The organism is Thermanaerosceptrum fracticalcis, assembly GCF_000746025.2.
GTDB lineage: Bacteria > Bacillota > Peptococcia > DRI-13 > DRI-13 > Thermanaerosceptrum > Thermanaerosceptrum fracticalcis.
Genome location: NZ_CP045798.1, coordinates 1,275,812 through 1,296,561, shown reverse-complemented (window position 1 = coordinate 1,296,561; position 20,750 = coordinate 1,275,812). Strand labels below are relative to the sequence as shown.

The 20,750-nt window shown below is 44.0% G+C and carries 24 protein-coding genes and 1 pseudogene; all 25 read left to right on the top strand.

Annotated features, from left to right (window positions below; translation table 11 throughout):
* Positions 1-149 precede the first annotated feature (149 nt).
* The gene (gene asrA / locus BR63_RS06865) at positions 150-1,154 is read left to right on the top strand and encodes an anaerobic sulfite reductase subunit AsrA (RefSeq protein ID WP_034425789.1); all 1,005 of its coding nucleotides are present in this window, start codon (positions 150-152) and stop codon (positions 1,152-1,154) included.
* The gene (gene asrB, locus BR63_RS06860; protein WP_420825503.1) at positions 1,147-1,938 is read left to right on the top strand and encodes an anaerobic sulfite reductase subunit AsrB; all 792 of its coding nucleotides are present in this window, start codon (positions 1,147-1,149) and stop codon (positions 1,936-1,938) included. Before asrA ends, asrB begins: the two co-directional genes overlap by 8 nt.
* Positions 1,939-1,952: 14 nt before the next feature.
* Positions 1,953-2,957, top strand: coding sequence for a sulfite reductase subunit C (gene asrC, locus BR63_RS06855; RefSeq protein ID WP_034425784.1), 1,005 nt, complete (start codon positions 1,953-1,955; stop codon positions 2,955-2,957).
* Between the two features lie 484 nt (positions 2,958-3,441).
* Positions 3,442-3,624, top strand: coding sequence for a hypothetical protein (locus BR63_RS06850; protein WP_187142800.1), 183 nt, complete (start codon positions 3,442-3,444; stop codon positions 3,622-3,624).
* 113 nt (positions 3,625-3,737) lie between these two features.
* Positions 3,738-4,403 carry a reverse transcriptase domain-containing protein gene (locus BR63_RS06845; protein ID WP_243270077.1) on the top strand — a complete coding sequence of 222 codons (666 nt, stop codon included), beginning with the start codon at positions 3,738-3,740 and terminating at the stop codon, positions 4,401-4,403.
* 184 nt (positions 4,404-4,587) lie between these two features.
* Positions 4,588-5,385, top strand: a pseudogene (locus BR63_RS06835) (IS3 family transposase); the annotation flags it as partial.
* Between the two features lie 459 nt (positions 5,386-5,844).
* A complete protein-coding gene (locus BR63_RS06830) occupies positions 5,845-6,153 on the top strand; it encodes an ACT domain-containing protein (protein WP_051966088.1) in 309 nt (102 codons plus the stop codon).
* 11 nt (positions 6,154-6,164) lie between these two features.
* Positions 6,165-7,532: a PFL family protein gene (locus BR63_RS06825; protein WP_034424423.1), complete on the top strand. Its 1,368-nt coding sequence runs from the start codon at positions 6,165-6,167 to the stop codon at positions 7,530-7,532.
* 31 nt (positions 7,533-7,563) lie between these two features.
* On the top strand, positions 7,564-8,109 hold the full coding sequence (locus BR63_RS06820; RefSeq protein WP_034424422.1) for a pyruvate kinase alpha/beta domain-containing protein: 546 nt from the start codon (positions 7,564-7,566) through the stop codon (positions 8,107-8,109).
* A gap of 272 nt (positions 8,110-8,381) precedes the next feature.
* On the top strand, positions 8,382-8,681 hold the full coding sequence (locus BR63_RS06815; protein ID WP_034424421.1) for a DUF5665 domain-containing protein: 300 nt from the start codon (positions 8,382-8,384) through the stop codon (positions 8,679-8,681).
* 23 nt (positions 8,682-8,704) lie between these two features.
* Positions 8,705-9,229: a nitroreductase family protein gene (locus BR63_RS06810; protein ID WP_034424420.1), complete on the top strand. Its 525-nt coding sequence runs from the start codon at positions 8,705-8,707 to the stop codon at positions 9,227-9,229.
* 142 nt (positions 9,230-9,371) lie between these two features.
* A complete protein-coding gene (gene lspA, locus BR63_RS06805; protein WP_034424419.1) occupies positions 9,372-9,815 on the top strand; it encodes a signal peptidase II in 444 nt (147 codons plus the stop codon).
* Between the two features lie 8 nt (positions 9,816-9,823).
* Positions 9,824-10,750, top strand: coding sequence for an RluA family pseudouridine synthase (locus BR63_RS06800; RefSeq protein ID WP_034424418.1), 927 nt, complete (start codon positions 9,824-9,826; stop codon positions 10,748-10,750).
* Between the two features lie 14 nt (positions 10,751-10,764).
* Positions 10,765-11,313 carry a bifunctional pyr operon transcriptional regulator/uracil phosphoribosyltransferase PyrR gene (gene pyrR, locus BR63_RS06795; protein WP_034424417.1) on the top strand — a complete coding sequence of 183 codons (549 nt, stop codon included), beginning with the start codon at positions 10,765-10,767 and terminating at the stop codon, positions 11,311-11,313.
* Between the two features lie 27 nt (positions 11,314-11,340).
* Positions 11,341-12,252: a selenium metabolism-associated LysR family transcriptional regulator gene (locus BR63_RS06790; RefSeq protein ID WP_034424416.1), complete on the top strand. Its 912-nt coding sequence runs from the start codon at positions 11,341-11,343 to the stop codon at positions 12,250-12,252.
* A 13-nt stretch (positions 12,253-12,265) separates the two neighbouring features.
* On the top strand, positions 12,266-12,952 hold the full coding sequence (locus BR63_RS06785; RefSeq protein WP_051966086.1) for a helix-turn-helix domain-containing protein: 687 nt from the start codon (positions 12,266-12,268) through the stop codon (positions 12,950-12,952).
* 88 nt (positions 12,953-13,040) lie between these two features.
* Entirely contained in the window at positions 13,041-14,342 is a 1,302-nt protein-coding gene (locus BR63_RS06780) for a PAS domain-containing sensor histidine kinase (protein ID WP_034424415.1), read from the top strand.
* A 13-nt stretch (positions 14,343-14,355) separates the two neighbouring features.
* Complete coding sequence (locus BR63_RS06775) at positions 14,356-15,021, top strand: response regulator (RefSeq protein ID WP_034424414.1); 666 nt, start codon at positions 14,356-14,358, stop codon at positions 15,019-15,021.
* A gap of 430 nt (positions 15,022-15,451) precedes the next feature.
* Entirely contained in the window at positions 15,452-15,640 is a 189-nt protein-coding gene (locus BR63_RS06770; RefSeq protein WP_034424412.1) for an indolepyruvate ferredoxin oxidoreductase subunit alpha, read from the top strand.
* An 87-nt stretch (positions 15,641-15,727) separates the two neighbouring features.
* Positions 15,728-16,972 carry a dissimilatory-type sulfite reductase subunit alpha gene (dsrA, locus tag BR63_RS06765; RefSeq protein ID WP_051966084.1) on the top strand — a complete coding sequence of 415 codons (1,245 nt, stop codon included), beginning with the start codon at positions 15,728-15,730 and terminating at the stop codon, positions 16,970-16,972.
* Positions 16,972-18,051, top strand: a complete 1,080-nt coding sequence (dsrB, locus tag BR63_RS06760) for a dissimilatory-type sulfite reductase subunit beta (RefSeq protein ID WP_034424411.1) — start codon at positions 16,972-16,974, stop codon at positions 18,049-18,051. Before dsrA ends, dsrB begins: the two co-directional genes overlap by 1 nt.
* A 19-nt stretch (positions 18,052-18,070) precedes the next feature.
* The gene (locus tag BR63_RS06755) at positions 18,071-18,277 is read left to right on the top strand and encodes a hypothetical protein (protein ID WP_034424410.1); all 207 of its coding nucleotides are present in this window, start codon (positions 18,071-18,073) and stop codon (positions 18,275-18,277) included.
* Between the two features lie 132 nt (positions 18,278-18,409).
* Complete coding sequence (locus tag BR63_RS06750) at positions 18,410-18,571, top strand: hypothetical protein (protein ID WP_153802145.1); 162 nt, start codon at positions 18,410-18,412, stop codon at positions 18,569-18,571.
* Between the two features lie 38 nt (positions 18,572-18,609).
* Positions 18,610-19,395, top strand: coding sequence for a respiratory nitrate reductase subunit gamma (locus BR63_RS06745; RefSeq protein WP_051966082.1), 786 nt, complete (start codon positions 18,610-18,612; stop codon positions 19,393-19,395).
* Entirely contained in the window at positions 19,382-20,737 is a 1,356-nt protein-coding gene (gene dsrK / locus BR63_RS06740) for a sulfate reduction electron transfer complex DsrMKJOP subunit DsrK (protein WP_243270076.1), read from the top strand. Before BR63_RS06745 ends, dsrK begins: the two co-directional genes overlap by 14 nt.
* Positions 20,738-20,750: the final 13 nt, after the last annotated feature.

Sequence of the window (20,750 nt, the reverse complement as noted above, 5' to 3'; positions counted from 1 at the left end):
GCAAGAGGCCTCCCTATTCTACTAAAGTTGATAACTTTATGACTATAAAACCTGCTTATGTATTTTATTTTGTGATATATATCACTTTCAACGGTTTCTGAAACTGGTACAGTTGGGTTGAAAAATATGTGAAAAGGGGGGTCAAGAGGATGGCCTATATTCTAACCCATGCAGAATTTGACACTGTGCTTCAGCGATTAAAACAAGACTATATACTCATTGGTCCAGTACGTAAAAAGAATAAAGGGAAATTTTCTGATGCTGACTTAATTACTTATGGTCAGATTGAATCTCTTTCAGACTTAGAGACTAATGGAAAATCACAATTCTCAGCGAAAGAGACCATATTTCCACCTAGCCAGACGCTTTTTTACTTTACAGAGGATGAGTACAGAGAACCCAAATTTGAACCCCAAAAACAAATAGTCTTTTTACGAGCTTGTGATTTTAATGCAATTAAGCGGTTGGATTTATTATTCTTAGAGAACGGTCAGTTTGTCGATGCTTATTATAAGCGTCTAAGAGAGAAGACCCATTTTTTCGTATTTGGTTGTGAAAAATCTTACGAGAATTGCTTTTGTGTTTCCACGGGAACTAACCAGTGTGAAGGCTATGATGCTTTCTTAAATTTTAAAGGGGAGAAAATCAACTTATTTCCTTCCGAGCCCTTTAAAAGATATTTTGCCGGATACGAAGAAAACGAGGACATATTACCTCAATTTATTGAGAGAAATCACATACAAGTGGATATTCCCGAAGGACTGAGTACGAAAATTTACGATCATCCTTACTGGGACCAGTATGGCAAACGTTGTATCGGCTGCGGGCGCTGTAATTTTTCCTGCCCCACCTGTACCTGTTTTACCATGCAGGATATTTTTTACCGGGATAACAAAAATGCCGGAGAACGTAGACGCGTGTGGGCCAGTTGCCAGGTAGACGGCTTTACAGATATGGCGGGAGGCCATTCCTATCGAAAACAGCAAGGGGAAAGGATGCGTTTCAAGGTAATGCACAAAATCCACGATTTTGCTAAGCGCTTTAACATGCACATGTGTGTGGGCTGTGGCCGCTGTGACGATGTCTGTCCGGAGTACATTTCTTTTAGTCAGTGTATCAGTGGGTTAAAGGGGGTAGTAGCTCATGATAACTAACCCGTATTTACCCCAGCCTGCAGAAATCATCTCCATAACCAAAGAAACAACCACAGATTATACCTTCCGTCTGAAGACTGATATACAGCCTGATTTTGGCCAATTTGTGGAGGTTTCCATACCCAAAGTGGGGGAAGCCCCTATTTCCGTAAGCAATGCGCAGCCTGGCTGGATCGAATTAACCATCAGGCGTGTAGGGCATCTTACCAATGAACTGCATGAGTTAAAACCTGGTGATCTTCTCTTCATTCGAGGCCCCTACGGCAAGGGCTTCCCTAAAGAGCAATATCGAGATAAGTCACTTATTATTGCTGCGGGAGGTACTGGATTAGCTCCTGTACGGAATCTGATCAACTACTATTATCAACACCCTGGTGAAGTTAGGCAATTAAGCCTGTTAATGGGTTTTAAAACGCCTGAAGATATATTATTTAAAGAGGATATTGAAAAATGGCGCAGTAAATTTAAGGTTCTTCTTACTGTAGATAAAGAGAGCCCCGGCTGGTCTGGCCATGTGGGGCTGATCACGAATTTTGTGAAAGATGCTGTTGGCGAGAATTCTTCAGCTTCCCGGGTGATCATTGTCGGTCCGCCCTTAATGATGAAATTTACAAGCCAGGAATTTATTAAGTATAACATTCCTGAAGAGAATATCTGGCTCTCTTTTGAACGCAAAATGTGCTGTGGTATCGGTAAATGCGGTCACTGTAGAATTAATGATACCTATGTCTGCCTGGAAGGACCAGTCTTTCCTTATATCACGGCCAAAAATCTCTTAGACTAAAGGGGTGAAAAAGCTTGTCCGTTGACACGAAAAAAATAAAAAAGAATGCCTATAGGGTTACCAAGACCAGGGGCAAAACCTGTTTACGGGTAAGAGTACCAGGTGGTCATTTACCAAGCCAGTACCTTGAAATAATTAAAGAAATTGCTGATAAGTTCGGTAACGGCACAGTGCACCTTACAACCCGGCAAGGATTTGAAATCCCCGGTATTGATTTTTCCAGTATTGAGGTGATTAATCAATTAATTTCCCCAATAATCGTTGGATTAGAAAAAGAGATAGGGGTTCCTTTGGCAAACGGTTTTGACAAAGGCTACCCGGCAGCCGGTACCAGAAATGTGTCAGCCTGTATCGGCAATCGTGTTTGTACTATGGCGAATTGTGACACAACAGCATTAGCCCAAAAGATAGAGAGAACAATATTCCCTAATGACTTTCATGTCAAAATTGCTGTGACAGGCTGTCCCAACGATTGTATTAAGGCTCACATGCAGGATATTGGTGTAATTGCTCAGGTAGAACCCCTCTATGATGAAACCCGCTGTATTAGTTGCAAGGCTTGTGTTAAGAACTGTCAAAAAGTGGCCACTGGCGCCCTTACCATGGGCAATTATAAAGTGGAAAGAGATCCCCACCGCTGCCTTGGTTGTGGCGAATGTATTCTCAAATGCCCTAACGCTGCCTGGACTCGGGGCAACAAATTTTATCGCTTGGTCATTATGGGTAGGACCGGTAAACGCAATCCCCGTTTAGCCCAAACTTTTGTACAGTGGGCCAGTGAGGATGTGGTCTTAGGGGTAATCAAGAACATGTATAAATATATTGATAAACATATTGATCGAACCTTGGAAAAAGAGCATGTTGGCTACATTTTTGATAGAACCGGCTATAGTGAATTTAAGAATGTGGTACTGGAAGATGTTACATTAAATCCTGAAATTAGAATTAGTAAATTCATTAACTTTCACGGAAGTATATATGATAGTCAAATAATTTTTGAAAATGTTACTAAAGCATAGTAGGTTAAAACCTCTTAATCTGAACCCAAGAGTTTCATACTCTTGGGTTTTTGTGTTCGTCCGGCATGTTTACTGAGCCGATGGGTTGAAAGAAACCCTGTCACCTAACCAGCGGGAAGACAACCCGTAAGCAAGGGCGTCACTGGCCAACGGTGGGGTCTGAAGGAAGCTGAAGGGGGAATCTGGAACATAGCGCAAGCGAACCGGGGTTGGCTCGTCAGGTGGGTAACCTTGCACAAAGTGGGAAAGCCCGAAAGCTGGATAACCTGAGGAGTTAAGACGGATGCGTTCAGATTCAGGCAGGTAGACTTAACCGGAGAAGCCCGGCATCATCCCTCAGAGAGGGTAGGCCCAAACAAGTGGAAACACAAGTGCGGGACGAAGTGATGTGGGGTGGCAGATGACTCCGTAGTAGTGACAAACTCTCGGCCAATGAAAGCTGGTAACAGACGGGAGGGCAAAACCGGGAGGACACTGCACCTGGTTGCAGTGGGGTACAGCAAGCCAAAAGCGGCTGTACTTGCGAAGGGAGGAAGATAAATCAAAGAATGCAACCAAAGTAGACAAAGGATGGGAAGAGAAGACAACTTTGGCTGGAAAGCCAAAGGGAACGGCTGAACCGGGGGTGACGAACCTGCTGGGCAGTACGTCCGCTCAGCCGGAGTAAAGTGACTGGAGAGGTAAGATTGCCAGAGAGCTAGAGACGCCTGGAAAGCACATGAAGGAACCGGCGCGAAATCCTGGACTACAGAGGAAGCATAGCGAAATGGGGTGAAGTGATTGAAGAAATGGTATAGCCTAATAGACAAAGTATACCGGATGGACAACCTGGAAAAAGCATACAAAGCCGTTAAAGCCAACAATGGCGCCCCCGGAGTAGACGGGGAGACCGTGGAAGCCTTCGGCCAAAATCTGCAAGAAAGGTTAAGCCAACTTCAACACGAACTCAAGACCGGCATTTACGAACCCCAACCGGTACTGCGGGTAGAAATACCCAAAGCGGACGGCAGTAAACGCCCGCTAGGTATACCTACAGTCAGGGACCGGATAGTCCAACAAGCCCTCCTAAACATCCTACAACCAATCTTTGAACCCGACTTTCACCCGTCAAGCTATGGATATAGACCTGGGCGCTCCTGTCACCAGGCAGTAGCCAAGGCAGAGATGTTCATAAACAAATATGGACTGAATCATGTTGTAGACATGGACCTATCCAAATGCTTTGACCGGCTGGACCATGAACTAATCCTGGAAGGAGTCAACCGTAAAATCAGTGACGGAAGCATCCTGAAACTGATAAAGAAATTTCTGACTGTTGGAGTAATGAAAGACGGAGCATGGGAAGAAACAGACTTGGGGAGCCCGCAAGGCGGATTATGCAAAGCTTTGCATAATCCGCCTTATGCAAAGAAAGTAGTTATGCAAAGTAAACTTTTGAAATGCTGATGTTTACGGAATTTTTTATTGATTTACTTTGCATAATCTCCCAAGATGATGACAGGGCTTAACGCCCAAATATCATTTTGGAGGAATGTTTATGCGGAGCAAACCAAAGGTAATCTCAAGAGTGATGATGCTGAACGAAAGGCTTTAGAAAGAAAGATCAAGGATCTTGAGGAGGAAAATGCACAGGAGCGCCTACTATGACTGGCTCAGCCGACCTATAACCATGCGGAGACAGGAAGACCAAGAACTGACAGAAATCATTAAACAGATATTCCAAGAATCCAGACAGACCTATGGTCATCGAAGAATAAAGAAAGTGCTTAAAAGAAAAGGGATAAAATGTAGTAACCGGCGTTTAGCACGACTTATGAAAGAAAACGGGTTAATCAGCCGCCTGAAAAGAAAATACAAGGCTACTACCAACTCAAACCATGGCTACCCCGTAGCCCCTAACCTTTTAGAGAAAGACTTTAATGCTGAGAGGCCTAACCAGAAATGGGTCGGCGATATTACATATATTCCGACAGACGAAGGCAGGCTATATTTAGCAGCCGTAGAAGACCTCTTTCACAAAAAGGTTATCGGCTGGACCCTGGACAGTCGTATGACAAAACAGCTAACCATTGATGCCATTGAACAGGCGATTATGAAGGGAAAACCTGCCCAAGGACTTATCTTTCACTCCGACAGGGGATCCCAATATGCAGCCTATGCCTATCAGGATAAGCTTGTTTCCAATGGCATATGGCAAAGCATGAGCGCCAAAGGTGATTGTTATGACAACGCTTGTATGGAGTCCTTCTTCGCCACACTAAAAAAAGAACTTATCCATGGCCGTCGTTTCCGAACACGGGATGAGGCTAAGCTAATGATCATAGACTATATTGAGACATTCTACAATGCAAAACGACTGCACAGTGCCTTGGGATATATGTCTCTCATAGAGTTTGAAAGGCATTACAGAAAATCTCTGGCGGCCTAGCTTACACAAAGAAAAAACTAGTAAAAAGCTGGGATAGGTCTCTGTCGGCCCTATGAATGGAAATATATGGATATCACCCAGATTATATTCAGAATATTATGCTTATTACCCCGGCAAAGCAAAAGTGAAAATACAAAGAATCCCCTTTTTATGAAATAATGAGTAATTCTAAGAAAAGAGGAGAAAAGCGCCGTTCTGTGTGTCCAGTTTAGTTAGATCACTCCAAAATACAATGTCGGCATTTTGCATCACTATAGGTAATAGTGACTGAGATTTATCAGGAGCCGTATACGAGGCCCGTACGTACGGTTCTATGAGAAGGATAAAAGCCGAAGCAAATTACTTCGGCTTTACCTTACTCGATTATTTTTTTTATAAAATGGAAAAAAAAGTGGGCAATATTAATGATAAGCTGTTATAATAACTTAATATTAGGTTATACCAAGGAGGTTAAAGTTTATGAATCAATGGAAGGTACAACATCCACAGCCTGAACAACAGCGTGTGATTGTTACAGTGGTAGGGCAGGACAGAGTGGGTATTATTGCCGGGGTTTCCGGTATATTAGCCGCCCAGGGCGTTAATATTTTGGACATTAGTCAAACCATTCTCCAGGATTTCTTTACCATGATCATGGTGGTGGATATTGCCCACTGTAAGGTTAGTCTCCAGGAACTTCAATTATTACTGAAAGATAAAGGGGAAGAAATCGGAGTTAGTATTAACGCACAGCACGAGGATGTCTTCAAATATATGCACCGCATTTAGGAGGTAGGATCATGCCAATTGCTTTTTCACCGGCGGAAATTATGGAAACAATCCGTATGGTTCAAGCGGAAAATTTAGATATACGTACCATTACCATGGGGATCAGCCTGCGAGATTGCACCCACAGCGATATTCAGGTAGTAGCCCGGAAAATATACGATAAAATAACCCGGAAAGCAGAAAACCTGGTGGAAGTGGGTGAAGCCATTTCCCGGGAGTATGGTATCCCTATCATCAACAAAAGAATTTCAGTTACCCCTATTGCCATCGTTGGAGAAGGTTGTGAGAGCGGGGATTATACAGTCTTGGCAAAAGCCATGGACAAAGCAGCCCAGGAAGTAGGGGTCAATTTTATCGGTGGTTTTTCCGCTCTTGTGCATAAAGGCTTTACCAAGGGTGATGAATATTTGTGTGATTCTATTGCCCAAAGTCTAGCCGAAACAGAAAGGGTTTGTTCCTCGGTTAATGTGGCTTCCACCAAAGCCGGCATTAATATGGATGCCGTCTATCGTATGGGGCAGATTATCAAAGAGACGGCAGAACTGACCAAAGAACAGGGGGCTTTGGGATGTGCCAAGCTTGTGGTCTTTTGCAACGTACCGGAGGACAACCCCTTTATGGCCGGGGCCTTCCATGGTATCGGTGAGCCGGAAACGGTCATCAATGTAGGAGTAAGCGGACCCGGTGTTGTATTGAATGCAGTAAGACAGAATCCTAACGTGGATTTTGGCAGTCTGGCTACCATTATCAAACATACAGCATTTAAAGTCACACGCATGGGAGAACTGGTGGGACGGGAAGCTGCTAAGAGATTAAAGGTTCCCTTTGGTATTGTAGACTTATCCCTGGCACCTACTCCGGCTATTGGGGACAGTGTGGCCGATATTCTTGAGGCTATGGGCCTGGAGAAAGTAGGCACCCACGGTACTACGGCTGCCTTAGCCCTCTTAAATGATGCCGTAAAGAAAGGAGGGGCCATGGCTTCCTCTTATGTAGGCGGTTTGAGCGGGGCCTTTATCCCGGTTAGTGAAGATGCGGGAATGATTAGAGCCGTGGAAGAAGGGAGTTTAAGTATGGATAAGTTAGAGGCCATGACCTGTGTCTGTTCCGTAGGCCTGGATATGATTGCCGTACCCGGTGACACTTCAACTGAAACGATAGCGGCCATTATTGCTGACGAAGCTGCCATCGGCATGATTAATAAGAAGACTACCGCCGTGCGTATTATTCCCGTTCCCGGTAAGAAAGTTGGGGAAAGGGTAGAATTTGGCGGCTTGTTGGGTACGGGTCCTATTATGCCTGTCCATCAATACAGTGCTGAGACCTTTGTGAAAAGGGGCGGCCGTATTCCTGCGCCTATTCTGGCCTTGAATAACTGATAGAAAATACAGTGTTTCCGGAGGTGTTCCAATGTACTTTCCTGAAGCAGGTAAGATTAATACCCCAAAAACAGAGGAATTAGTCCTGGCCAAAGCCAAAGAATTGGGAATTAAACATGTGGTAGTGGCTTCCTGCAGCGGTGAAACGGCCTTGAAATTCCTGGACAAGGGGTTAAATGTGGTCTGTGTTACCCATCATGTGGGCTTTGCCGGCCCGGGTATAGATGAAATGGACCCTGAGAACAGGGCTATGTTGGAGAAAGGCGGCTGCAAGATACTTACCACTACCCATTTACTGGCGGGCGTGGACAGGTCCTTAAAAAACAAGTTTGGCGGCATTTATCCTGCTGAGATTATGGGATTTACCTTACGTCTTTTTGGACAGGGTGTAAAAGTAAGCATAGAGATAGCCTCCATGGCTCTGGATGCAGGACTTATTCCTTACGGGGAAGAGGTTATAGCTGTAGGAGGGACGGCAGAAGGAGCTGATGCTGCCATTGTGGTCACACCCGCCCACTCCAATAATTTCTTTGAAACAAAAGTTCATGAAATCATCTGCAAGCCAAGAAACTGGTAAAATGCCGTTATCTGGCTTCGATTTCCGAAGTCCGCTCTCCGACTACCGAAATATTACGATTGATGGTGTCCTTTACTGCAACTTAATAGAAATTGAACTGTAGTTTCCTCAACAAGAAAGAAGACTTAAGGCTGCATAAAACCTTAAGTCTTTTATTTATAGTATAAGTAATTTTTTGCACAAACAAAGTTTTTCGTTTAATTTCCAGTTTAAATAATCTTAAAATAACTAATAACTAATAACTAGTAACTAATAACTAAGAGGAAAGAAATATGCCGGGGCAGGAAGCAAAACACCGATTAGAGGCCAAGGTTGACGAACTCGTCATTGCCATGGAAAAAATGAAGCTGGCCGAATATGTGGAATACCTGCACAATACCCGAAAAATGCTGGCAATCAACTTAATGGCCGGTGTAGCCCGGGGATTGGGCATGGCCATAGGCTTTACCATTTTAGGTGCAGTAGTTCTTTACTTGCTCCAAAAAATAGTATTGTTAAACCTGCCGCTTATCGGTAACTTTATTGCGGAAATTGTAGAAATGGTCAATGAACATATGCAGACTAAACCTTAATATTTAGTTAGGGAGGTACCAACATGACTAAAGATGTAATGGATGCTATCAGGGATAGACGGAGTATCCGCAAGTTTAAACCTGAACCCCTGCCCCCAGCCACAGTAAGCCGGATCTTAGAAGCAGCGCTGTGGGCACCTTCGGCAGGAAATTTGCAACCATGGAAATTTTACGCTGTCTATAGTCAGAGTAAAAAAGAAGAAATTATGAAGGCTGCCCTGGATCAAAAGGTTTTAGCGGAGGCACCCCTCATCGTAGTAGTCTGTGCAGATACTTCTATAGCCCGGTCACGCTACGGAGAGCGGGGAGAGAAGTTATACTGCCTGCAGGATACTGCCGCGGCTGTCCAGAATATGCTCCTGGCAGCCACTGCTTTTGGTGTGGGGAGTCTCTGGATCGGTGCTTTTCAGGAAGAAGTGGTGAAAAAAATACTGGAGATACAGGGAGAGCTGCGGCCAGTAGCGATTATTGCTTTGGGTTATGGCGAAATGGAACCAAATCAACCCTCCAGGCGCTCTTTGGCAGAGACAGTATATGTTGTAGAATAGCAGCAGGTTAAGACCGGCTGCTTTTTAATTAATACTCTGAGTATCCGGTATAGGAAGATGCGGTTGATTGCGCCTTGTTGGCTAATTGTGTTAATATAATATAGTAAATAAATTATAATAAGGAATATTTATGGAGTGGACAATGTATTTTTGGACAACATTAGTTTTAACACTAGTCATCGATAGGTTTACCAAGTATCTGGTGACCACGCAAATGCTGCTGGGACAAACCATCCCGCTAATTCCTAACTTTCTCCACATCACTTATGTAAAAAACCCCGGGGCAGCTTTTGGTATATTGGCTGAGAAAACCTGGTTTTTTATTGTTATTACCATTCTTATTTTAGCGGCCCTTTTCTACCTGGCTTATACAGAAGGAAAAAAAAGCCTCTTTTTAGCTCTTACCCTGGGTCTGGTAGCGGGAGGAGCAATCGGTAACCTTATCGATCGTATGCAAACGGGGCTGGTTGTTGATTTCATTGACTTTCGCGGAATCTGGCCTTTCGTATTTAATATGGCGGATTCGGCCATTGTTGTGGGTATGATACTGTTGGCTTACCATGTGCTGAAATCTGATAAAATTTAGGAGAGGTTATGCAGGAATTTAAGTTTACCGTTAACCCCGAGCAGCAGGGAACACGCCTGGATGTATTTTTAACGGAAAAAATTCCGGAAATCAGTCGTTCCCAGGTACAAAAGTTAATTGAAGAAGGAAATATCACCGTTAATGATATCCGTCAAAAAAGTAATTATAAATTGAGAATCGGGAACCTTATCAGGGCCCTGCTCCCCGCTCCCGAGCCTTTAAAGGTAGAGGCGGAACCTATTCCCCTGGATGTTGTCTATGAAGACCAGGATGTCATCATAATTAATAAACCACAGGGTATGGTAGTGCATCCCGCTAATGGCAATTACCGGGGAACACTGGTAAATGCCCTTCTTTTTCATTGCCGGGACCTCTCCGGGATTAACGGGGTCTTGCGGCCGGGGATAGTTCATAGAATAGACAAGGATACCTCAGGTCTTTTGGTAGTGGCCAAAAACGATAAGGCTCATATCAGTCTCGCCAAACAAATAAAAGAACATACAGTAAAAAGAGAATATATCGCTTTGGTTCACGGGGTTATCTCTGAACCCGGCGGTATTGTTGATGCTCCTATTGGCCGGGACCCCAAAGACCGGCAGAAGATGGCTGTGGTACTAAAGAATAGTAAAGAAGCCATCACCAAATACCTTGTCCTGGAACGTTTCAGGGCATATACGCTGGTGGAATGTCAGTTGAAAACGGGGAGGACTCATCAGATAAGAGTTCACATGGCTTACCTGGGTCATCCTGTAGTGGGGGATCCAAAATATGGGCCGCGGAAAGCCCATTTAGGATTTAAGGGACAGGCTCTCCACGCCAAAACCTTGGGATTTCATCATCCCCGCAGTGGTAAATGGCTGGAGTTTTCTGTTGATGTTCCCAAGGAGTTTGCAGATATTCTACAGGAATTACGCAGTAGTATTGAAACTACCTGAAAGGAGGAGTACCTATGGCCATGATAGAAAAGGCTAAAATCCTGGATGCCAACGGTATGCGACGTTCTTTAACCCGGATTGCCCATGAAATACTGGAAAAAAATAAGGGAGTAGAGGACCTGATCCTGGTAGGTATACGTCGCCGCGGGGTTCCCTTAGCTGAGCGTTTAGCTCAGTTAATACAAGATATTGAAGGAACAAAGGTGCGGGTAGGCAAACTGGATATCACCTTGTACCGCGATGATCTTACCGCTTTAGGTGATCAACCCGTGGTACACGGAACAGAAATACCCTGGGATATTGTTGGAAAAAGACTAGTTTTAGTAGACGATGTCTTATATACGGGACGTACTGTGCGAGCAGCCATGGATGCTATTGTCGATTTGGGCCGGCCTCAATATATCCAGTTAGCAGTCCTGATCGACAGGGGGCATCGTGAACTTCCTATTCGGGCCGATTTTGTTGGAAAGAATGTACCGACGTCCCGCCGGGAACTTATCCATGTCAAACTGACGGAGATCGATGGAGAAGATGAGGTCGTCATTATGGAAAATCCCGAATAGGTAGATGAAGGGGAGTGTTGGTGTAAAATGCTTGATAATGGCATTAAAGTATTTTTAACTGTGGTGGAAAAAAAGAGCTTTTCCAAGGCAGCCAAAGCACTTTTTTTAACCCAGCCTGCTGTCAGTTTTCAAATCCAGATGCTGGAGGAATACTATGGGACCAGGCTTTTTGACAGGGTGAACCGGACTATCAACCTGACGGCTGCTGGTGAACTTTTGTTAAAGTACGCTAATGAAATGAGTATTCTTCAGGCCCAGTTGGAGAGAGAAATGCAGGAGCTTACAGGAAAGATCCGGGGCAAACTCATCATTGGTGCCAGCACCACCATAGGCGAATGGGTACTTCCAATTATTGTTGGTTCCTTTAAGAAAAAACATTCTGATGTAGAATTAAGTTTAGAAATTCACAACACAGAAGATATAGAACATAGACTTTTAGAGGGAGAATTAGATATAGGTTTTGTAGAAGGACCTGTACATGGCAAGGAAATTGTTAAGGAAAAATTTATTGATGATGAATTAGTTTTAGTAATTCCTCCGGGACATCCTCTATCAAAAAAAGAAGAGGTTTCTGTATCGGACTTTGTTAATTATCCCTTTATTCTTAGAGAAAAAGGTTCAGGGACCCGGGTAGTTATGGAGAAGGCTTTAGATTTGGCAGGATATCCACATGAAAAATTGGATGTCATTATGGAAATAGGCAGTACATCAGCAATTTTAGAAGCAGTTCAGAAAGGATTAGGTATCTCGCTGGTCTCAAAATTTGCCGGAAAAGCTAGAAAGAAAGCCGGGTTTATTGATACTGTTAATATTAAAGATCTAAAGTTTCATCGGGAATTTACCTTGATTTATCATCGGAAAAAGTTTCGTACCCAGGCCGTAGAGGAGTTTTTAAAATACTTACGTTCAGAAGAGGTTCGCCAATTATTAGCCGAATAAGGTGGTGGGGGCGGTGGATAATCCCGAAAGTATCTATACCTATTTAGGTGCGGAATTAAGACAGCTTCGTGAGGCTAAAGGTTTAACGTTGATGGAATTAGGTAACCTGTCAGGGGTTTCTTACACCCATATCAGTGAAATAGAGCGCGGCAAAACTTGCGCATCTTTAAAAACCCTTGAAAAATTGGCAAAGGTTCTGGAGGTGCCAATTAGTCACTTTGTGGTTTCTGAGGAAGTCCTTAATTTAGGAGAGAGGATTAGACGGCTCAGAGAAAGCCATGGCTTGACCCAGGCTCAATTGGGGGATGCTGTGGGAGTGTCTTTGAGCCTGATAACCCAGATTGAAACAGGGCGTGTTAAACCTTCTCTGCTTACATTACAGAAAATAGCCCGCAGGCTGGGAATCAGTACTTCTTACTTTCTCCTTAACGAGGGGATTGGCGGCATGGCTATCCAGCAGTCAGAAGATGAGATTGCCATGTTGCATGCTATCAGGGAGAACCTCTTAGGTTTTACTGTCAGAGAATTAGAAATTATTAACAGAATAATAGTCCTCTTACGTTCTCTGGTAAAAGATTCGGATATATGCGGGTTCAATCGTGACATCAACCGCTTCTTTCAGGGGTTAGCCCCTTCTGCACGGCAACAGATCTTACAAAAAGTGGCTGAACTTACTGCTGAAAACAATAATGGTAAATAAAACAGGAAGTGCTGGACAGAACGTAGTATTATACTACTATTTGTGTTAATATTAATAGTAGTAATAAATCGCTACATGGGAGGATGTAATGTACAGGCATCTTCGCTGGCTGACAATTGTAGTTCCCGTGGTAGGAGCAGCAATTTTCGAAATATTAAGGTTTACAGTAGTCCCTGTGTTGTTTCCCGGCTTATCCTCAGACGGATGGGGAGGGAGTGCGATCTTGCTTTTATTTGTACTGGCCGGAGGGGCCATTTTCTCCCAGGGTGTTTTTAAAATCATAGATAACCAGCACCATGAAATTATAAGGGAGAGGCAAAAGCTCCAAAGTGCCTTTACTTATACCTCAGATGGCATTATTATGATCGACAGGAATTTAAAAATTCTCTCCATAAACCCTGCAGCGGAAAAAATTACCGGTTGGAAAGCCGATGAGACCATTGGCAAACTAACTTGTTCAGTAATAAACAAGTGTAAATTTGAAACAGAGGCCACAAAAAAGTATTGTTCCGAAGCATGCCTCAATCCCGAGTGCGGGCACAGCCAGTGTTGGGGAAGACTGGTCTTTGAAAAACAGTGTTCCATACCCTATGTGGAAATGTGTATTAGTGACCGGGAAGGTTGCAGTAAACCTGTGGCCGTAAGTTATTCCTATATTCCTGGTGACGGATATAATGAACCCCAGGTAGAAATAATTTTGCGTGACATCACTGAACGTAAGAAGCTAGAGAAAGCCATGCATGATATGGCCGTTCTGGAGGAACGCTACCGTTTAGCCCGGGAAATGCATGATGGCCTGGCCCAAACCTTATGTTTTCTTAATTTGAAGTGTAAAACCATTGAAAATAAGCTTTCCAAGACTGGGGAATTGCTCAGTGAAATTTCTGAGGTGAAATCTGTTATCCAGGAAGCTCTGGAAGAAGTTCGTTTTAACATTTTTGATCTAAAAGCAAACCCCCAGTTGCAGCAGTCCTTTAGTCTATGGCTTAAGGACTATGGATGTAAATTTGCCGATAACTTCCGTATCCCGGTGGAAGTAATTATCAACGTAAAAGACGAATGGGAACTGCCCACAGCAGTGAAAATTCATGTTACACGGATTGTACAGGAAGCCTTGACCAATGTACGCAAACATGCCCAGGCAACAAAAGTAAGGATTGAGCTTACTGAAAAATCCGGCGAAATGGTGCTTGTCATTTCGGATAACGGCATTGGCTTTGTTAAGGAAAAAGTTGAGAAAATTGGCAAGAAACATTTTGGCCTTTCTATTATGGAAGAAAGAGCAGGTCTCATTGGAGGAAGTTTAACCATATTGCCTAATGAACCTGCCGGTACAACCATTTGTTTAACGATTCCCCGGACGGGAAAAAGAACAGAAAATGTCTCGTAAAGGGAGGCAACAAATGAAACAAATTAGAATTTTATTGGTAGATGACCACCTGCTTTTCCGTAAAGGGATAGCCAGCTTCCTGGAAGGCCAGCCTGACATTAAGGTGGTAGCCGAAGCTGCTAATGGGATGGAAGCCATCAATAAAATACAGGAATGTAATCCTGATCTGGTATTAATGGATGTACACATGCCTGTGATGTCGGGTATTGAAGCGGTCCGCATTATTAAGAAAGAATATCCCAAATGCATGGTTGTTATGTTCAGTATTTCCGAAGATGATGATGACCTTTTCCAGGCCATTAAGAATGGGGCCCAAGGCTATCTTTTAAAAAACATGGAACCTGATGAACTGCTAAAACAAATAAGGGGCTTGCGTAAAGGTGAAGCTGCTTTATCACCTCTTATGGCTACCAAAATTTTAAAAGAATTTGCCGAATTATCCCATAGGCCGGTAAAGCAATCCCCTACTACGGAGAATCTGACTAGCAGGGAGAAAGAAGTTCTCTCCCTGGTGGCCCAGGGGATTACCAACCGGGAGATAGCGAGCCGTTTGTCCATTACAGAAAATACAGTAAAAAACCACCTATGTAATATTATGGAAAAGCTCCATTTGGAAAACAGAGTCCAGCTGGCCACCTATGCCATGCGTGAAGGATTGGTAGAAGATGAGACCGTCTAGTTCATGAACTGGGCGGTTTTTTCCACCGCAAAGAACGTTTTATGTACTCTATAAATAATCGTTATAAAGATTAGATGGTGTTTTTGGACAAGTAAGTGCAAAAAGGCGAGAACAGAAATAGTAAATTAATACTATAACAAGTTGTCGCATGACAAACACAAAACCTTGTAGATTGCCGAAAACCTCACCATCAAAGGGTTATGTCAAGCTTATAAAATATACTTATGGCCAAAAAGCACTAGATTTGAGTGTGCCTGATTTCACAAAATGGCCTATCTGGGGGGTGTTGGGAAAGAGAAACAATAGCATATAATCAAGATAAAGCCATAGGTGATTAAAGGTTGATTTCGGGAACTTAGTACTATTTGGAACTAACCATTTAACTTCCTGTGCTTTTATTTTTATATACTCAGAAAAGGAGGAGTATAAAATGTATTTAGTAACCATTGACCAAGACAAATGTGACGGCTGCAGTGCCTGTGCCAATGCATGTCCCGCGCAAATCATTGAATTAGTAGGTGACAAAGCCGACCTTCCCAATGGCTCCGATGAATGCCTGGGCTGCGAAAGCTGTGTTGCTATGTGCCCTAACGGTGCTGTGGAAATTCGTGAACTATAAACTGAGGAAAGATAAACTTTCCTGTACAAAATAGTAAAAATATCATTACTATTTAAAATAAAGTTATCAAGGAAAGGTGGGTTTAATTTGTCTGAAAAGAAAAGGCCTCTTTTAGAGGAGCTGAAAAAAGGTCCCTGGCCTAGTTTCGTCAAAGAGATGGAGAAATCAGCCCATAACTCCAAGACGGCGGAACTCCTGGATCTCCTGGAACGCTCCTACGAAGACAAAACCGGTCACTGGAAACATGGTGGTATCGTAGGGGTAACTGGTTATGGTGGAGGTGTAATCGGCAGATATACCGATTTACCCGAAGAATTTCCTGAAGTAAGGGAATTCCACACCATGCGAGTGAACCAGCCCAGTGGTTGGTATTACACCAGTGACGCGTTAAGAACTCTTTGTGATATCTGGGAAAAGCATGGCAGTGGTTTAACGAATATGCACGGTGCTACCGGGGATGCAATCTTACTCGGTACTACCACCGAACATCTCCAACCCTGCTTCAATGATCTCTCTGAGGCTGGTTTTGACTTGGGCGGTTCCGGTTCTAATATGAGAACTCCCAGCTGCTGCGCAGGTCCTGCCCGCTGCCAGAATGCCTGTATCGATACTTTAGACCTTTGCCACAATTTAACCAACACCTTCCAGGATTATTTACACAGACCAAGTTTTCCCTATAAATTTAAAATTAAGATTTCGGGCTGTGCCAACGACTGTGTAGCCTCCATTGCCCGGGCAGACCTTTCTATCATCGGTACCTGGCGGGATGCCATTCGTATTGATCAAGAAGCTGTTAAGGAATATGCTGCTCAGGGTTATGATATCCAAGGTCTGGTTGTAGACAAGTGCCCCAGCCAGGCTTGCACTTACAACGCTGAAACTCAAGAGTTCACTGTAGACAATCCCAACTGTGTAAGATGTATGCACTGTATCAACAAGATGCCCAAAGCTTTACGCATCGGCAAGGAAACAGGCGCTACTATCTTGATCGGTGGTAAAGCTACGATTGTCCAGTCTGCTTTCTTATCCTGGGTTATTGTTCCCTTCATGAAACTGGAAAAAGAAGATGACTATGCGGAACTGAAAGATCTCATCGAGCGCATCTGGGAATGGTGGGATGAAAACGGCAAGGTCCGTGAAAGAGTGGGCGAGTTGATTTACAGAAAGGGTATGAGGGAATTCCTCAAAGCCGTGGGCTTACCGCCCGTACCTCAGATGGTCAAACACCCCAGAGCCAACCCCTATTTCTTCTGGTGGCCTGATGAAATTATATCCAGTGCCAGCGGCGATGCTGAGGCAGAAGCTGCTGCCGGAGCGGAGGTGGAGAAATAATGTGTAGCGTACCTGTAAAAAAGCCTAAAACAGACATTGGACCTCCTTATTACTATGATATGCTTCCCGAAATCATCAAAGAAAATTATGGCAAGTGGAAGTATCATGAAAAGATCAAACCCGGCGTATTGAAGCATGTATCCGAGAACGGGGCTGAGTTATACACCGTAAGAGCCGGTTCACCCCGCCTTTTGAGTATTGTTACCATCAGAGAGTATGCAGACCTGGCAGACAAATACAGCGGAGGGCATCTGCGCTTCACCAGCCGTCATAATGTGGAGTTTTTACTCTCTGACCCTGCTAATATCGAACCACTGATTGCTGAGTTGGAGGCCAAAGGCTATCCTGTCGGCGGTACCGGCGACTGTCTCAACAATATTATCCATACCCAGGGCTGGATTCACTGCCACAGTGCGGCTACCGATGCTTCCGGCCCCGTGAAAGCAGTAATGGATGATCTCTTTGAGTATTTCAAAAAAGACGATCTTCCTGCTAAACTAAAAATTTCCATGGCCTGCTGCTTGAACATGTGCGGTGCTGTTCACTGCTCCGACATTGCTTTTGTAGGAATTCATAGAACCGTTCCCACCATTGATGATGCCGGTGTCGCTAAGGGCTGTGAAATACCTAACGTTATTGCCAGCTGTCCTACTGGAGCTATCCGTCCCAATCCCAAAGCCAAGAGCGTTATGGTAAACGAAGAGAAATGTATGTACTGCGGTAACTGCTATACAGTATGTCCTTCCATGAAAATTATGGACCCTGTCAACGATGGTGTGGCCATCTTTGTGGGTGGTAAAGTATCGAACGCCAGAAGTGGTCCTGCTTTCTCCAGGCTGGCTATTCCCTGGGTACCCAATACTCCGCCCAGATGGGATGAATTAGTAGTTGCTATTCGTAACCTGGTGGAGATTTGGGTCAAGGATGCCCGTAAGGGTGAGCGTTACGGCGAGTGGATCGAGAGAATTGGCTGGGAAAAATTCTTTGAAATGGCCAATCTGCCTTTCACCGACAAGCATATCGATGACTTTATTTTCTCCGTGCCCACCTTCAGAACAACCACTAACTTTAAGTACTAAAAAATAGGTGGTGTAAAAAATGGCTGAACTAACAAATGAGGAATTGCGGGCCAAAATCCTTGAATATCTCAACAAGGTTGACAAAGCCAAAAATAAAGACGTAGCCACTGCCATTGGAGCTTTAAAGCGTGATGTAGACAAGGTAATCAATGAATTGGCCAAAGAAGATATTCTGGAATTCCTCTATCTGGGCACATCATACGTCAGAATCAAGGGTAAAGAATAATATTTACACGGGCCGCTGCTTTTCAAGCGGCGGCCTGGTACTTTAACACCCAAGAGGTAATACCGGTGTTATGGGTATTATTCCCCGCGGGTGGTGGTAACCTAAGCTAAAAAACTTGGGGAGAAAACCGCTATGACTTTAGAAGAAGCCCTGAAAGATTTTTTGGCTATGTATAAACCTATTCTCAATGAGATGAGGGCTTACAAGTCCAATGAATACAAAAAAGGCATGGCCGAGGGACTGGCCATGGCCATAGAAGCTATAGAGGTCATACTCGAAGAGTATAGCAAGTAAGAATTGCCCAGGGTGAGTAATACCCCCGGAGGTGAAATATGGAATTTTTTATTGGACGAATTCTTCCTTATCTGGCTGTAACCTGCTTTGCGGTAGGTTTGATTTATCGTATAGGGAGATGGAACAGTGCTCCCATACCCCATGAACAGGTTTTGTATCCTGCCCCGGAAACTACGAAAGACGTGGTCATGGAGATTGCCACGGAAACCATCTTCTTTAAAAAGATTTTTAACACTGATAAGGCCCTCTGGTTCGGCTCCTGGTTTTTCCACATCGGCTTGTTCCTGGCCCTTGGAGGACACCTGGTAGGTATTCCCTTTGAAGGAAAACAATTCGTTTATCTGGGAACCTCAGTAGAAGTGTCTAAAGAGCTGTCCCATATCCTTGGTTCAGTTGCCGGAATCTTCATGTTTGTCGGACTCATTTACCTTTTAATCCGACGTTTAACCATTTTAGAAGTGAAGAAAATTTCTGACCCCAGTGATTATTTTGATGCAATTCTTTTAATTGCTATTGCACTAACTGGGAATTATATGCGTTTTTTAGCACCAATCGAATATGTTGAAGCCAAGAACTTTGTTATAGGGATATTAACTTTTACACCTGTGGCTCTACCCACAAATGGCTGGTTTGTCCTGCATTTTACTCTGGTAATGATCCTTCTGATTTATTTCCCCTTCAGTAAACTTTTCCACTTTATTGGTACCTTTTATACCCAGGCTATCTCTACGAAAATAGCACCCCCCAAACCTGCCTCGCTTAAAGTAGAAAAGAGAACCTCTGCCAAGGTGGTTACAACTCAAAAAGGGGGTGTCAGCTATTAAAACCATCATTCATTTGGAAACTGACTTGCATCCCATTCCCGTTACCACAACAGAACCCGAGAAAAGGGTGGAAAGAACCAAACAGCTCTTTGAAAAAATGAGAAACCAGTGCCGGTCTGTAGTGATGGCCATGGAAAACTGCACAAAGTGCGGGCGTTGTGCCAAAGAGTGCCACGTTTACCTGGGTACAGGCGATCCTGATAATATACCTACAGCCAGAGCTGATTTAATGAGGGCTGTTTATAAAAAGTATTTTACAGCCGGCGGAAAGCTCCTGGGGAGTTTCGTCGGCGCCAGGGAACTCGATGATGAACTCCTGGAAAAATGGGTAAACTATTTCTACCAGTGCAATGAATGCCGGCGCTGTGCAGTTTTCTGCCCCCTTGGTATAGATACGGCAGAAGTTACCATCATGGCGCGGCAAATCCTGGTGTATCTTGGTTTGATACCAAAATTCCATATGAGTATCGCCAAGCAGGTAGATAAGACAGGGAATAATATGGGGATTCCCAAGGGAGCCTGTATTGACAGCTGTGAATTTATTGAAGACGAGATCAGAGAGGAAACAGGTGTTGATGTCAAAATACCTGTGGACCAGAAGGCTGAAATTCTGTATGTTCCCTCTTCTGCCGACTTTTTTACCAATTTTGATACCATGGTGGGAGCAGCAAAATTCTTCCATGCTATCGGGGCCAACTGGACTATCTCTTCCGAGATTCTGGAAGCGGGTAATTTTGGGCTTTTCTTTGACCATGACTTTACCATGAAGTCCCATAACAACCGTCTGGTTAGGGTTGCCAAGAAACTGGGGGTTAAAAAAGTTGTACAGGGAGAGTGTGGCCACGGCTGGCGGGCTGCCAGAATGTACACACCCAGTTTAAGCGGGCCTGTACCCTTTGAAATCACCCATATCATCGAAGAAGCTGCAGCAGCCATCCAGCGGGGTCAGCTCAAGCTTGATCCTTCCAAAAACGATGACAAAATTGTTACTTTACACGATCCCTGCAATGCGGTGCGTTCCAGTAATCTCATGGAGGAACCCCGTATTGTACTAAGAGCCTGTGTCAATAATTTCGTGGAGATGTATCCTAACCGGGAGAAGAATTTCTGCTGTGGCTCCGGTGGGGGCATCCTCATGGAAGAAATGATTGAGTGGCGAAAAAAGGTCACTCAAGTTAAACGGGACCAGGTGAGAGCTACAGGAGCCAATTATCTCTGTGCACCCTGTTCAATCTGTAAAGCCCAGTTCCCTGTAGCCTTCGAAGGTTATGAAAAAGAAGTTCCCGGCTTTAAGATTGGCGGGCTCATGGATTTGGTTGGTTATGCCTTAGTTTTAGAATAATAAAAAAAAACAG